The organism is Brevundimonas sp. (assembly GCF_027487935.1).
GTDB lineage: Bacteria > Pseudomonadota > Alphaproteobacteria > Caulobacterales > Caulobacteraceae > Brevundimonas.
The window spans coordinates 16562-30684 of the sequence record NZ_JAIYCP010000019.1; the positions used below are offsets into that span (position 1 = coordinate 16562).

Sequence of the window (14123 nt, forward strand, 5' to 3'; positions counted from 1 at the left end):
CTGGTCTGTTGACCGGAGCGTTTGTTGCGTCCGTCAACGCGTATCTGGAGAGCTTCGTGGCCCGTATCGCTGGTGTCAACATCCCGACCAACAAGCGCGTAGAGATCGCGCTGCAGTACATCCATGGCATCGGCGCCCACGCCGCCAAGGAAATCACCGCCAAGGTGGGCATTGAGTCTGCCCGCCGGGTGAACCAGCTGACCGACGCTGAAGTGCTGCAGATCCGTGAGACGATCGACCGCGATCACACGGTCGAGGGCGACCTCCGCCGCGAGACCTCCATGAACATCAAGCGTCTGATGGACCTGGCCTGCTATCGCGGCCTGCGTCACCGCAAGGGCCTGCCGGTCCGCGGCCAGCGCACCCATACCAACGCCCGCACCCGCAAGGGTCCCGCCAAGCCGATCGCCGGCAAGAAGAAGTAAGACAGACACATGGCCAAGGAACCGGGTCGCGTAAAGAAGCGCGAGCGCAAGAACATCACCTCGGGCGTCGCCCACGTGAATGCGTCCTTCAACAACACCATGATCACGATCACCGATGCCCAGGGCAACGCGATCTCGTGGTCGTCGGCCGGACACATGGGCTTCAAGGGTTCGCGCAAATCGACCCCCTACGCCGCCCAGATGGCTGCCGAGGACGCGGGCAAGAAGGCCCAGGAACACGGCGTCAAGACGCTGGAAGTCAACGTCTCGGGTCCCGGTTCCGGCCGTGAGTCGGCCCTGCGCGCCCTGCAGGCGGTCGGCCTGACCATCACCACCATCCGCGACGTCACGCCGATGCCGCACAACGGTTGCCGTCCGCCCAAGCGCCGCCGCGTCTAAGCCTGCTTCGACCGACTATCTAACTCCGCCCGTGTCCTGCCGCCCCTGACGAGGAGCGAGGGACCGGCGCTCCGTTTTCGAGGGACACACATGATCGAACGTAACTGGCAAGAGCTGATCCGTCCCGAGAAGCCGCAGATCGAGGCGAGCTCCGACCCGCAGCGCAAGTCGCGCCTGGTTGCCGAGCCCCTGGAACGCGGCTTCGGCGTGACGCTCGGCAATGCCCTGCGCCGCGTGCTCCTGTCGTCGCTGCAAGGCGCCGCCGTGACCGCGATCCAGATCGACGGTGTCGTCCACGAGTTCTCGTCGCTGGAAGGCGTTCGGGAAGACGTCGTCGACATCGTGCTGAACATCAAGCAACTGGCGCTGCGCATGCACGCCGAAGGCCCCAAGCGCATGACCCTGCGCGCCACGGGCCCCGGTGCCGTGACCGCCGGCCAGATCGACGTCCCGTCGGACATCGAGGTGCTGAACCCCGACCACGTGATCTGCACGCTCGACGAGGGTGCCTCGGTGCGCATGGAACTGACCGTCCAGAACGGCAAGGGCTATGTCGCCTCCGAGCTGAACCGTCCGGAAGACGCCCCGATCGGCCTGATCGCCGTCGACGCCCTGTATTCGCCGGTCAAGCGCGTCGCCTATCGCGTCGAGCCGACCCGTCAGGGCCAGTCGCTGGACTATGACAAGCTGATCCTCGAGGTCGAGACGAACGGCGCGGTCTCGCCGGTGGACGCCGTGGCCTATGCCTCGCGCATCCTCCAGGACCAGCTGCAGATCTTCATCACCTTCGACGAGCCCAAGAAGGCCGTGGAAGCCGTCGACGGCAAGCCGGACCTGCCCTTCAACCCGGCCCTGCTGAAGAAGGTGGACGAGCTGGAACTGTCGGTGCGTTCGGCCAACTGCCTGAAGAACGACAACATCGTCTACATCGGCGACCTGATCCAGAAGACCGAGGGCGAGATGCTTCGCACCCCGAACTTCGGCCGCAAGTCGTTGAACGAGATCAAGGAAGTACTCGCGACGATGGGCCTCTCGCTCGGCATGGATGTGCCGAACTGGCCGCCCGAGAATATCGAAGACCTGGCCAAGAAGTTCGACGACCAGATCTAGTTTCAACCCTCCGCCCCAAGCCTTCGAGGCTGACGGAGCGGTTAGAATGTGAGAACCCCAGGTCCGGTCTTCCGGAAACCAGGGTGAGTAGGAGAGACCCCGATGCGCCACGGCGCCGCCTATCGCAAGCTCGGTCGTACGAGCGCACACCGGACCGCCATGTTCGCCAACATGGCCGCGTCGCTGATCAAGCATGAGCAGATCACGACCACGCTTCCCAAGGCGAAGGAACTGCGTCCCTTCGTCGAGAAGCTGGTCACGCTCGCCAAGAAGGGCGACCTGCATGCACGCCGTCAGGCCATCAGCCACGTCCGTGACGTGCCGCAGGTGGGCAAGCTGTTCGAGACGATCGGCCCGCGCTACGCCGACCGCAACGGTGGCTACATCCGCATCATGAAGGCCGGCTACCGTCACGGCGACAACGCCGCCATGGCCGTGATCGAGTTCGTCGATCGCGACACCGCCGCCAAGGGCCTGGACTCGGGTCCGGTCTATGCCGTCGAGGGCGACGAAGAAGCGTAAGCTTCCACCTCGGGTTCCGAACAATGGGGCGGCTGGTGCAAACCGGCCGCCCTTTTTGCTGTCCCGAACCGGATCAGACCCAGGGATCCGGATCAGACGCGGATGATCGCCATCCGAACGTCGGGTCGGCTCCGGTCACACCCTGATCGCCCAGAAGCGCGATGACCCGCTCCCGGGCATTGCTCCCCGGGTGGGCCGGTCCGCCCTCCTGCAAGGTCGAGCGGTCAAGGTCGGCGGGCTGGACCAGGGGGGTGGGTTCCTTGCCCCAGCCGTCGCTCTCATCCGGGAGACCCGGCAGGACCTGGGGCCCATCAAACCCTCGATCGTACATGCGGCTGAGATCGATTTCCCCGCCGTTGCTGAACCGGATGACTTCAACGCCCGTCAACCAGTCTCCTCCGTCAGGTCCCTTCAGAATGAAGTCGTCGCCAGCCGTCAGCAGGCGGTAGTCGGCGCGGGAGCCCTGAACCCAGAGGGTGTCACGCCCGGCACCACCGTCGATCAGGTCGTGACCCGGGCCGCCCTCGAGCCGATCATCGCCCGCGCCACCGAACAGGGCGTCTTCGCTCGACAGGCCTGTCAGCGTGTCTGCGCCTGACGTGCCGAGCAGGGCACCTGTGCCGGCGGTGCCTGCCATCAGCCTGACATAGGCCTGGGTCAGGAGCGGGTGTGCGTTCAGCAGGGCGACCGGGTCGGCGAAGGTGGCTCGGGCTGCGGCGTCGCCCCCAAGGTGTCCGTCAATAAACCGGTCGATGAAGCCGGCGATGGAGGCCGTCAGCCCCGGGATCGCCGTATTGCCCCCGATGTCACTATGGGCCGCGTCCCGATAGACCAAGGCATAGCTTTGGGCAGCATCGCCATTCCGGAAGGCGTCAAGGCGCCCATTCCAGTCTGTCAGGCCGCCGAGCTCGGTATCGGCTGTGCCGGTGATGGTCAGCAGGGGAACGACGATATCGTCCCATGAGGTACTGGTCAGATTGGCCCAGGAGCTTTCCTCCCCCTGCGGCGAAAGCAGGATAGCGGCCTGGAATCGCGGATCAGCGACACTTGTCAGCCCATAGGCGTTGCCGACGGGCGGATTTGCATAGCCCGGCCGATCGGAATCCAGCCCCGCCAGAAGCGCGGCCGTAAAGGCACCGTGGCTGTGGCCTGCGACCACCGGCGACGAAAGATCGACCGTATAGCCGGACAAACCCGTGACGAGGGTCTGGGCCATGTCGAGAGCGAACTGCATGTCTGCAGCGCGGTGCAGGCCGGAGGCGGGATTGTCGATCGGGAACTGGCTCGTCAGCCACGAGGGATAGGTGCCGACACTGTCGAGATGGGTCGGAAGAATGACGATGTAGCCGAGGTTTGCGAGGGCCTGGGCGGTCGTGCCGGACCCACCGTTCGCTCCGCCGCTCCCACCCTGACCGTGACTGTAAACGATCACCGGATAGGTCCCGGGCCGGTCCGGCGCGAATACCGTCAGCATGACGTCGCGCGGCGCGGTGATGGTCGTGCCCGCCTGATTGACATAGGTGACCACGTGATCAGGGTCGCGCAGGGTTCGGCTGATCGAAACGGGCAAGGCAGGCTCCTGTGGTTAGACCCTGATACGGTTCGGGCGGCTCGATTCCGTTGGAGGCGGCCGGCTATTCCTTCGACAGATCCTGCCTCCGGAACCAGGCGAGGGCCCCTGCCAGCGGGACCAGGGTCCACAGGGTGAGGCTGACCCAGGCCTTCAGCAACAGGCCATCCGGCAGGGCTGCAGCGCGCACCCCGCCCGCGATCGCCGCCTGGATCGCATCGGTCGCGGCACCCGGATTGACCAGCACCGACAGCCAGGCATCAGGCATGACGCCCATTGGCCCGAGCATCTGGGGTGAGAAGAACTGGGCGATACCGAACACCAGCGGCACGAACAGCGCCGCCAGCAGCGAGCGGGTGACCACCGCCGCCAGCATGCCCATCATGGCGAACTGCAGGATGCGCAGCCCTGACAGGGCCGCGAAGCCCAGGAACTGGCCGGCCATCTCTCCGGTCAGGGCGAAGGTCAGGCTCCGTTCGAACACCGCCGCCTTGATCAGGTTCTCGATCACGCTCGCCACCAGCATGAAACCCATGGCGGTCAGGGCCAGCACGGCCACGACGGCCAGCTTGGCCAGCAGCAGGTTGATCCGGCTGTTGCGCGCGGTGATCAGCCGCCAGGTCTCCCAGCGATAGTCGCCGGCATAGAGGGTCGCCGCCCCGATCAGGACGAACAGCAGCACCAGCGGATTGGCCAGATTACCCGCTGCCGTGACCAGGGCATCGGCCATGTCCAGCGTCCCGCCGGCCAGGGCCGCCTTGAGCTCCTCCGGCATCTTCTCGTCGCCCAGAATTTTGGTCTCGCTGCCCTTGAGCACGAAACTGGTCAGGGCTCCGATCGCCACCGAGAGGATCGGCACAAAGGCGAGGCTCCAGAACAGGGCGGTCCTGTTCCTCGACAGGCGGAAGCCTTCGGCACGAATGGCGTCAACCAGCATGGATCGTCTCCGGCGCCTGCACGGCCCCCGTCTCGGTGAAGAAGATGGCCTCGAGGTCCGTCCCGACCCAGCGGGCCTCGTTGATCTCGACCCCGGCCTCGACCATGGCGCGGATCAGGGCGGGGCCCTCGGCGCGGGGAATGTCGGCCAGAACGGCCTCGCCATCGCGGGTGCCCCTTGCGCCCAGCACGGCCAGAACCTTGTCGACCGGCCCGGCCGAGAGGCGCAGGCGCTCGCCGACGGCCGTCAGTTCGCTGACCGCGCCTTCACGCACCAGCCGGCCCTTGTTCAGGATCGCCACCCGGTCGCAGACCCGCTGGACCTCCAGCAACTGGTGGCTGGCCAGGATGACGGTCATGCCGTCGTCATGGGCCAGGCTGCGGATCAGGGCGCGCATCTCCTGGATGCCGGGGGGATCCATGCCGCTGGTCGGTTCATCCAGAATGATCAGCTCGGGCTTGCTGATCAGGGCGGCGGCGACGCCGAGGCGCTGCATCATGCCGACCGAGAAGCCCCGCACCTTGCGGTCCGCTGCCTCGGACAGCCCGACCCGCTCCAGCCAGTGGGGAATGTCCGCCGTCCCGGCGATGCCGTGCTCCAGCGCCAGCCATTGCAGCACCTGCCGGGCGGTCAGATAGGGGGGATAGCGCGGGGTCTCGATCATCGAGCCTGTCAGGCGCATGTGGGCGATGTCGCCGACCGGCCCGCTCATGATGGTCGCCGTCCCGTCCGTCGGCCGGATCAGGCCCAGCAGGATGCGAAACAGGGTCGACTTGCCGGCCCCGTTGGGCCCCAGCACGCCATAGACCCCGCCTCGCGGGATCGAGAGGTCCAGCCCGTCGAGGGCCCGGACGGTTCCGTAGGTCTTGGTCAGACCCCTGGTTTCGATCACAGCTGTCATGGGCGCAGCTTGGCCCTGCCGGTCCGCTCTACGCAAGGCGGCATGGCATTAAGCTTTCGCAACCTCGGCGGGCCGAATCTCCATGCCGAAGACGATCAGCTCACCGTCGGGAGCCAGGACCAGCAATTCGCGCTGGCCATAGGGTTTGTCGGCCGGCCCATGCACATCGCCCGGCGGCAGGGTGTCGAGCTTTGGCTTCAGCTCTGCGTAAAGGGCGTCCACGTCCAGAACGTCGATATAGTAGGCGAACCGTCGGCGGCCCGCCGCAGTCGAACCCTCTTCGGCTTCCAGCAGCCGGAAGCCGACCGTCTCCCGGTGGATGTAGGCATAGCCCGGCTGACGGAACGGCACGGTGAAGCCGAGGATTTCGGTGAAGAAGTCCAGCGCCTTCTGCAGGTCGGGGACATGCAGGAAGGGTGTCACCTGTTCGAACTGGGTCATGGCGGCCTCCGTCCCCAACCTGCCATGGGGCTGACGACAACGCACCTGTCCGCTAGAAGGCCCTCCCGCCCGGAACGCCCCATGTCTGTCCTGTCCCGTCTCCGCACCCAACGCGCCGCCCTTGCCTTCATCTTCGTGACGGCGGTGCTCGATATTGTGGCGATGGGGATCATCATTCCGGTGCTGCCGGTCCTGATCGAGGATTTCGTCGGCTCCAACGCCCGCGCGGGCATCATCAACGGCGTCTTCGTGGCCCTGTGGGCGGGGATGCAGTTCCTCTGTTCCCCCATCATCGGCTCGCTCTCGGACCAGTGCGGCCGCCGGCCGGTGATCCTGATCAGCTGTGCCGGCCTGTCGCTCGACTATATGTTGATGGCCCTGGCACCCGACCTGTGGTGGCTGGCGCTGGGGCGGATCATCGCCGGCATCACCTCATCCAGCTTTACCACCGTCTATGCCTATATGGCGGACATCACCGCCCCGGAGAAACGCGCCCGCGCCTTCGGCCTGATCGGCGCCGCCTTTTCCGCCGGTTTCGTGCTGGGGCCCTTGCTGGGCGGCGTCCTCGGCGAGTTTGGCCCGCGCGTGCCCTTCTGGGTCGCGGCAGCCCTGTCGGCGGTGGCCTTCTTCTACGGCCTGCTGGTCCTGCCCGAGAGCCTGCCGGTCGAAAAGCGCATGAAGTTCAGCTGGAAGAGGGCCAACCCCGTCGGGGCCCTGATCCTGCTCAGGCGGAATACGGAGCTCGCCGGCCTCTCGGTCGTGAATTTCCTTCTCTATTTCGCCCACCACCTCTTCACCGCAGTCTTCGTTCTGTATGCCGCCTATCGCTACAGCTGGGGGCCGAAGGAAGTCGGTCTGCTGCTGGCCCTGGTCGGGGTGCTGGACATGCTGGTTCAGGGCGTCCTGGTCGGACCGGTCGTCAAGCGGCTGGGGGACCGGATGACCATGGTGCTGGGGCTGGTGGGCGGCACCGTCGGGATCGCGGCCATGGGCTGGGCGCCCGACGGGCTGATCTTCATCCTCGCCGTGCTGCCCAATTCCCTGTGGGGCCTCGCCATGCCGACCCTTCAATCGCTGATGACCCGTCATGTCGGCGAGGACGAGCAGGGCCAGTTGCAGGGCGCGAACATGAGCGTCGCCTCGATCGCCGGCGTCATGTCGCCACTGTTCTTCGGCTGGATCTATTCCTTCTCCGTCGGCGACGGGGCGGTCGGGACGCGCGCCTGGATCGCGGAAACATTCGCGCCGGCGTCGGGCTGGATTCAGCTTGCCGCCGTCCGGATCCTGACCGATCCGGGGCTGGCCTTCTATCTCGCGGCGGTGTCCCTGCTGCTCGCCGCCCTGATCGGCTGGTGGGTGGGGCGGCGAGCGGAACGTCAGGCACCGGCCGCGGTGCAGGATGCGCCCCTGCCTTGATACGGTCCAGAATTCGTAGCGGAATGGCGTGGCCTCAATGCCCCAGACTCCCCGGATGACCATGAAGATCCAGACCGTCGCCCTCGCTGCTGCCCTGTTCCTTTCGGCCTGCAGCCAGTCGAACGACAGCCAGGCCCAGGACGCCGTCTTTGCCGAGAACCGCGTGGTACCCGGTGATGCCCTGGCCATGAAGTCCAGCTTCGCGCCCGTGGTTCGCACCGCCGCCCCGGCGGTCGTCAACATCTCGGCGCGCGGTGTCCAGCAGGTTCGGGATCCCTTCTGGGGCATCCCCGGCCAGCGTCAGACCGGCTCGGTCGGTTCTGGCGTGATCGTCCGCCCCGACGGGGTGGTGGTGACCAACAACCACGTGATTGCGAACATGCAGCAGATCCGGGTCACCCTGAACGACCGGCGCGAGTTCAACGCCCGCGTCGTGCTGGCGGATGAGCGTTCCGACATCGCTGTGCTTCAGCTTGAAGGCGTCAACGAGCGCCTGCCGACCCTGAACATCGACGATCGGGAAGAGCAGCAGATCGGCGATCTGGTGCTGGCCATCGGCAATCCGTTCGGCGTCGGCCAGACGGTGACCAATGGCATCATCTCGGCCCTGAACCGAACCGAAACAGGCATTTCGGACAGCGGCTCCTTCATCCAGACCGATGCGGCCATCAACCCGGGCAACTCCGGCGGCGCGCTGGTCGACATGGACGGCGACCTGATCGGTATCAACACCGCCATCTTCTCGCGCTCGGGCTCCTCGTCCGGCGTCGGCTTTGCCGTACCGGCCGCCATGGTCAAACGCGTGGTCGATTCCGCGGTCGGCGGCGCCACCGCCGTGGTCCGGCCCTGGCTGGGCGTGAAGGGTGAGAGCGTGTCAGCGGACATGGCCCGCAGCCTCGGCCTCGAGCGGCCGCAGGGCCTGGTCGTGACAGAGGTCTGGCCGAATGGCCCCGGTGTCCGCGCCGGGCTGCGCGAAGGCGATGTCATCACCGCGGTCGACGGTGCCGAGGTCAACGACCAGGGCGGGCTGAATTTCCGTGTCGGCACCCGCGCCCCGAACGACACCGTCGAGGTCACCGTCCTGCGCGACGGTCGCCGTGAGACCGTGAGCGCCCGGGTGCAACCGCTGCCGGGCGATGCCGGCACCGAAAATGCGACGATGGTTCGCTCCGGCGTCCTTTCGGGGGCCCAGGTGCTGGCCCTCAATCCCGCACTGGCCGACAGTCTCGGCGGGGATCCTTTCGCCAGCGGAGTGATTGTCGGACGGGTCCAGCGCGGCAGTTACGCCCACCGGGTCGGGCTGCAGGGCGGCGATATCATCCTGACCGTCAACGGACGGGCCGTCACCGATGTGCAGCAGCTGATGGACGTCGGTCGCGGCTCGGAACTGACCATCAACCGCCGCGGTCAGCGGATCAGCGGGGTGATCCGTTAGGTCCGGATCGGCGCCGCGATCGACCAGGTGTGGCCGAACGGGTCCATGACCCGGCCATAGCGGTCGCCCCAGAACTGGTCGGCCAGCGGCATCAGCGGCACGGCACCGGCGGCCAGCGCCCGGTTCCACCATTCGTCAGCGTCATCGACCTGCAGGTGCAGGGCAAAGCCCTTGGGCACGACGTCCGCCTCATTGCCATATTCGGGAAACTCATCCGACAGCATGACCAGGCCATCGTTGATCAGCAGGCGACTGTGCAGCAGCCGCTCGCCGTCGTCGGCCAGGTTTCGCAACAGCTCCTCGGCTCCGAAGGCCGCCTGATAGAATTCAACGGCCGCCTGACCGCCGCGCGAGGGTATGGTCAGATAGGGGATGACACCGCCGGGCGGCACGAGGTCGGATTCGGCCATGTCGCTCTCCTTTGCCGGGCCCACACTAACGCGTGAAAAGCGCGCCCGGAACGCCTAACTGTGGGGGTGCATGACCGATCTGTTCGAAGCCTCCGGCATCCATCCTCCTGACGCGCCCCTGGCCGACCGGCTGCGACCGCGCACGCTGGAAGAGGTCGTGGGCCAGGACCATCTGCTGGGCGAGGGCGGACCGATCCGGCGTATGGTCGAGGCCGGGCGTCTGGGCTCGATGATCCTGTGGGGGCCGCCGGGCACCGGCAAGACCACCATCGCCCGCCTGCTGGCCCAGGCCGCCGGTTATCAGTTCCAGCAGATCAGCGCGGTCTTCTCCGGCGTTGCCGACCTGAAGAAGGCCTTCGAGGCCGCCCGGATGCGCCGTGCCGCCGGCCAGTCGACCCTGCTGTTCGTTGACGAGATCCACCGCTTCAATCGCGCCCAGCAGGACGGATTCCTGCCGTTCGTGGAGGAGGGGATCGTCACCCTCGTCGGGGCGACCACGGAAAATCCTTCGTTCGAACTGAACGGGGCCCTGCTGTCGCGGTCACAGGTCTATGTGCTCAGGCGGCTGGACGATGCGGCTCTCGATCAACTGTTGATTCGAGCCGAGGCGCAGGAGGGCAAGGCCCTGCCGCTGACACCGGAATCCCGCCACGCCCTGCTGGCGCTCGCGGATGGTGACGGGCGCTATCTGCTGACCATGTCCGAGGTCCTGTTCGACCTGACCGCGACAGAGCCCTTGGACGTACAGGCCCTGGCCGGCATCCTGCAGAAGCGGGCGCCGGCTTACGACAAGAGCAGAGAAGAGCACTATAACCTCATATCTGCACTGCATAAATCGGTTCGGGGTTCTGACCCCGACGCGGCCCTCTACTGGCTGGCGCGGATGCTGAACGGCGGCGAGGACCCGCTGTATCTGGCCCGTCGGATCGTGCGCATGGCGGTCGAGGACATCGGCGAGGCCGACCCCCTGTCCCTGCTGGTCGCCAATGCGGCCAAGGACACCTACGACTTCCTCGGCTCTCCCGAAGGCGAACTGGCCCTGGCCCAGGCCGTCGTCCACCTCGCCACCGCGCCCAAGTCCGTCGGCGTCTATGAGGCCTTCAAGGCGGCCAAGCGGGCGGCGGCCGAGACCGGCTCGCTGATGCCCCCGGCCCACATCCGCAACGCCCCGACGAAGCTGATGAAGTCGCTCGGCTACGGTCAGGGCTATCAGTACGACCCGTCCACCCCCGAGGGTTTTTCGGGTGCCAACTTCTTCCCCGACGGGATGGAGCGTCGCGTGTTCTACGCCCCGAAGGGGGAGGGGCATGAGGCCAAGGTCAAGGAGCGGCTGGAGCGGTGGGCGGCGATGCGGGCGGCCCGGCCCGGCGAGGCCGGGGGCTGAAGTTTCCCTCGCGGCAAATTTGATCTACAATTTCGCGATCGATCAACCTTGGGAGGGGACCATGACCGATATGACCGTGAAGACGCCCTGGCACCTGTGGGCGGTGGGCGTCATCGCCCTGCTGTGGAACGCCTACGGCGGCTACGACTATACGATGAGCATGACCCAGGGGGCCGCCTATCTGGCCTCTGCCGGCATGACGCCGGACCAGATCGCCTACTATGAGGCCATGCCGGTCTGGATGACTGCGATCTGGGCCATCGGTGTCTGGGGCGGGGTGCTGGGCTCGCTTCTGCTGCTGCTGCGCAACAAGCTGGCCTTTCCGGTCTTCGCCGTCTCCTTCGGGGCCTTCCTGTTCAGCCTGCTCTACACCTATGGCCTCAGCGACGGTGGCAAGGTGATGGGCTTCATGATGCAGGACGGGGTCAAGGTGGCCTCGTCGATGATCATCATCGTCAACGTCGTCATCGCCGCCGGCTGCGCCTTCTTTACCCGATACGCCTGGATGATGGCGAAGGGCGGCGTCCTGCGTTGAGGGGCTGACGGACGGTCGGTCTTTCGCCTATGCAGGCGCGGTGACCGACCGTACCCCCGTCTCCCTGAGCGAAGCCGACATCGCCGCCGTCCGCTCATGGGTGATCCATGAGGATGAGGCGGTGATCGCCTTCAACAAGCCCGCCGGCCTGTCCAGCCAGGGCGGCCGCATCCAGGCGCATACTCTGGACGACCTGCTGTGGGCCTTTGCCCGCTCGAACGGAAAGCGGCCTGACCTGGTGCATCGGCTGGATCGCGACACCTCGGGCGTCATTCTCGCCGCCCGGACCAAACCCGCGGCGGGCTTTCTCGGAAAGGCGATGCAGGCGCGGCGGTTCAGGAAGACCTATCTGGCGCTGCTTTCGGCGGCGCCGGAGCCGAGGTCCGGGACCATAGATACACCGCTGCTGCGGCAGGAGATCGGCCGCGAGAGCTATATGCGGGCCGTCACCGCGGACACGCCGGGTGCCCAGGCCGCCCTCAGCCGTTACCGCACCCTGTCGGCGTCCGATGACGGCGCCCTGGTCGAACTGGACCCGGCGACGGGCCGGATGCACCAGCTGCGGGTCCATATGGCCTCGATCGGTCGTCCCCTGGCGGGCGACGCCCGCTACGGTGGGGCCCTGACCTTTGCCGGCCGCCCTGCGCCGCGCCTGATGCTGCATGCCGCCAGACTGACCTTCCCCCATCCGGAAGGCGGCTACCGCACGGTGGAAGCCCCTCCGCCGGAGGATTTCGAGGCGCTGAAGGCCGCAGCAGGGCTTTAGCCCGCCCGGCCGGCTTTCGGACGGCGGCCCGTCACCCGCCAGCCGTCACCGGCGGTGGAGCCGGCGCTCAGCGTCCGCCGCGGGACAGCTGGCGATATTCGACCAGACGCTCCTTGTCGCGCCGCACCTGATCCGAGACGGCGTGGTCGACGTCCAGCGAGGCGTAGCGAACCCAGCCTTCGACGCCCAGCTTGTCCTGGATCGCCGCCACCGGCGTGCGCCAGCGGAAATAGGACAGCCAGCTGACCAGCACGCCCAGCACGGCGGCCAGGCCCTGCAGCACACGGAAACCCGCCTCGCCGGTCTCCGGTACGGGTTCCAGCGCCAGCACCACCAGACCCACGATCAGCACCAGAGGCGTCAGGATCCGCTGGGCCCAGCGCATCCAGTAGCGTTCGCGGCGAACCCGCCACAGCTCCATCTGGACATGCTTTTCTAGGTATTCCATCCGCGCGCCCAGCCACATGGTCAGCCGGGTCAGATACTGCGCCCGCTGGCCCCAGCCCTTGCCGTCCTGCTGGAACTGGGTCTCGGCCTGGTCGGCCATGGCCCGGGCGCTGGTAAACAGGTTCTGCAGCTCACGGGTCCGTTGCACGATCTCGCGCGACAGTTCGTAGGAGTCGTTCTCGAGCTGGAACCGGTACTGGATGAACAGCACGGCCTGCAGGCCCCAGTAGAGGCCGAGCGCCGCGATCATGGCCCCGGCGGCCAGACCCAGCCCCATCGCCGCCGATCCGGTCCAGCCCGTGAACAGGCCCGGCCCGAGGATGGCGAGGGCGGCAAAGGCGGCAAGGGCCCCGGCCTGGCTCAGCCGCTTCACCGTGACGTGCATCAGCAGCGCCTGGAATACCCGCCGGCCATAGCCGTGGATCCGGCTGCGAATGTCGGCGTCGACCGGGAACCGCTCCTCGATCTGGCGGCTGAACAGGACGTGGAACCGGTCCGGCTTCCCGTCCGTCTCCCAGAAGGGAAAGATGTCGAGCGGCTGGTTGAAATACTCGTCGATGTGAGAGCCCACGATCGCCTCGGCCTCGGGCGTCGCGGCAAAATACTCGCTCTCGGAAATGGGGCGCAGAATGCCGTCGCCGCCGCGCAAGGCCTCGCGGCCGTGGCTCGGGGTCGGTGGCGGAACCGCCCGGTGCGGGCTGTCCTGGGCTCCGGGCGGCGGGGGATTTGGCGCGGCCTGCAGCCGGGCATCCTCGCCGTGACCGCCATGGCCCCCGTCATGCGGAGTCCCGTGGCCGTCATGACCGTGGTTGTGAGCGTCGTGCGACATGGCGCTTCGGCGGTCCCTTGAACTGTCAGCCCTGAACTATGGCAGATCGCGCCGCAGGGCGGGCGGCGTTCCCCTCGGGCGCGAAGCGGCACCCAAGGCTGAATATCGGCGTTAACCCTGCCTCCCGGTCAAGTGAAGTTTCAGTCAGAACGGATATCGCGCCATCGCGGCGGCACAGCCGAGCAACGGAATCAACAGCAGGGCTTCCAGCCTGATCCATGTCCGCACCCGCTTCATCTCCGGGGCGGGGGGCGTGAAGGTTTCCGCGCCTGCCGCTGCCCTGCGCCAGCGAATGAACAGCAGCGTCGGCCCGATCGAGACCAGGCCCAGAACGACAAACAGGCCCATCTTGCCCCAGAAGAACGGATTGGCTTCGTAGAAGGCCCATCCCTTGCCGCCCCAGATCACCCGGCAGATGCCGATGACGACCGCGAGACCGGCGACCAGGCCGTAACCGGCGTCGACTCTCGTCAGTCGGGCGGGATGGATGGTGGCGTCCTTCAGCATCACCCCCTCCATGGCCAGCAGGGCGATGAGTCCGAAAACGGTGATGTGGTGGACAATGGCCAGTCCAAGATCGAGCAAGCGCGCCTCCT

General features: G+C 66.8%; 16 protein-coding genes. 9 read left to right on the forward strand and 7 right to left on the reverse strand.

Features of this window, described 5'->3' with window-relative positions; translation table 11 throughout:
* Nucleotides 1-56: 56 nt before the first annotated feature.
* The 4 genes from rpsM (at nt 57) to rplQ (ending at nt 2456) form a co-directional block, all read left to right on the forward strand.
* Nucleotides 57-425 (forward strand): 30S ribosomal protein S13, encoded by a 369-nt coding sequence (gene rpsM, locus Q0053_RS06935; RefSeq protein WP_298097873.1) that lies wholly within the window; start codon nt 57-59, stop codon nt 423-425.
* Between the two features lie 9 nt (nt 426-434).
* A complete protein-coding gene (gene rpsK / locus Q0053_RS06940) occupies nt 435-824 on the forward strand; it encodes a 30S ribosomal protein S11 (RefSeq protein ID WP_114816470.1) in 390 nt (129 codons plus the stop codon).
* 90 nt (nt 825-914) lie between these two features.
* Entirely contained in the window at nt 915-1934 is a 1020-nt protein-coding gene (locus Q0053_RS06945) for a DNA-directed RNA polymerase subunit alpha (protein WP_292030112.1), read from the forward strand.
* Between the two features lie 102 nt (nt 1935-2036).
* Entirely contained in the window at nt 2037-2456 is a 420-nt protein-coding gene (rplQ, locus tag Q0053_RS06950; RefSeq protein WP_298097876.1) for a 50S ribosomal protein L17, read from the forward strand.
* Nucleotides 2457-2529: 73 nt separating this feature from the next.
* On the opposite strand, the gene Q0053_RS06955 is transcribed toward rplQ, so the two are convergent.
* The 4 genes from Q0053_RS06955 to Q0053_RS06970 all read right to left on the reverse strand — a co-directional run bounded on the left by Q0053_RS06955 (nt 2530) and on the right by Q0053_RS06970 (nt 6305).
* The gene (locus tag Q0053_RS06955) at nt 2530-4026 is read right to left on the reverse strand and encodes a hypothetical protein (protein ID WP_298097879.1); all 1497 of its coding nucleotides are present in this window, start codon (nt 4024-4026) and stop codon (nt 2530-2532) included.
* Between the two features lie 64 nt (nt 4027-4090).
* Nucleotides 4091-4963 carry a hypothetical protein gene (locus Q0053_RS06960; RefSeq protein WP_298097882.1) on the reverse strand — a complete coding sequence of 291 codons (873 nt, stop codon included), beginning with the start codon at nt 4961-4963 and terminating at the stop codon, nt 4091-4093.
* The gene (locus Q0053_RS06965; protein ID WP_298097884.1) at nt 4953-5864 is read right to left on the reverse strand and encodes an ABC transporter ATP-binding protein; all 912 of its coding nucleotides are present in this window, start codon (nt 5862-5864) and stop codon (nt 4953-4955) included. Before Q0053_RS06965 ends, Q0053_RS06960 begins: the two co-directional genes overlap by 11 nt.
* Before the next feature lie 48 nt (nt 5865-5912).
* On the reverse strand, nt 5913-6305 hold the full coding sequence (locus Q0053_RS06970) for a VOC family protein (protein ID WP_298097886.1): 393 nt from the start codon (nt 6303-6305) through the stop codon (nt 5913-5915).
* 81 nt (nt 6306-6386) lie between these two features.
* Between Q0053_RS06970 and Q0053_RS06975 the strand changes: the two genes are divergently transcribed.
* Nucleotides 6387-7721, forward strand: coding sequence for a TCR/Tet family MFS transporter (locus Q0053_RS06975; RefSeq protein WP_298097889.1), 1335 nt, complete (start codon nt 6387-6389; stop codon nt 7719-7721).
* Nucleotides 7722-7776: 55 nt separating this feature from the next.
* The gene (locus Q0053_RS06980; RefSeq protein ID WP_367276678.1) at nt 7777-9156 is read left to right on the forward strand and encodes a trypsin-like peptidase domain-containing protein; all 1380 of its coding nucleotides are present in this window, start codon (nt 7777-7779) and stop codon (nt 9154-9156) included.
* On the opposite strand, the gene Q0053_RS06985 is transcribed toward Q0053_RS06980, so the two are convergent.
* Nucleotides 9153-9566: a VOC family protein gene (locus Q0053_RS06985; RefSeq protein WP_298097892.1), complete on the reverse strand. Its 414-nt coding sequence runs from the start codon at nt 9564-9566 to the stop codon at nt 9153-9155. The two genes, Q0053_RS06980 and Q0053_RS06985, sit on opposite strands and share 4 nt — an antisense overlap.
* A 70-nt stretch (nt 9567-9636) precedes the next feature.
* On the opposite strand from Q0053_RS06985, the gene Q0053_RS06990 reads away from it, so the two are divergent.
* From Q0053_RS06990 to Q0053_RS07000, 3 genes are all read left to right on the forward strand, one after another.
* Complete coding sequence (locus Q0053_RS06990) at nt 9637-10950, forward strand: replication-associated recombination protein A (protein ID WP_298097894.1); 1314 nt, start codon at nt 9637-9639, stop codon at nt 10948-10950.
* Between the two features lie 61 nt (nt 10951-11011).
* A complete protein-coding gene (locus Q0053_RS06995; RefSeq protein WP_298097897.1) occupies nt 11012-11485 on the forward strand; it encodes a hypothetical protein in 474 nt (157 codons plus the stop codon).
* Between the two features lie 40 nt (nt 11486-11525).
* Complete coding sequence (locus Q0053_RS07000) at nt 11526-12251, forward strand: RluA family pseudouridine synthase (RefSeq protein WP_298097900.1); 726 nt, start codon at nt 11526-11528, stop codon at nt 12249-12251.
* A 67-nt stretch (nt 12252-12318) separates the two neighbouring features.
* Here the strand turns inward: Q0053_RS07000 and Q0053_RS07005 are convergent, their stop codons facing one another.
* The gene (locus Q0053_RS07005) at nt 12319-13527 is read right to left on the reverse strand and encodes a hypothetical protein (protein ID WP_298097903.1); all 1209 of its coding nucleotides are present in this window, start codon (nt 13525-13527) and stop codon (nt 12319-12321) included.
* Nucleotides 13528-13671: 144 nt separating this feature from the next.
* Entirely contained in the window at nt 13672-14112 is a 441-nt protein-coding gene (locus Q0053_RS07010; protein WP_298097905.1) for a DUF2214 family protein, read from the reverse strand.
* Between the last annotated feature and the right edge of the window lie 11 nt (nt 14113-14123).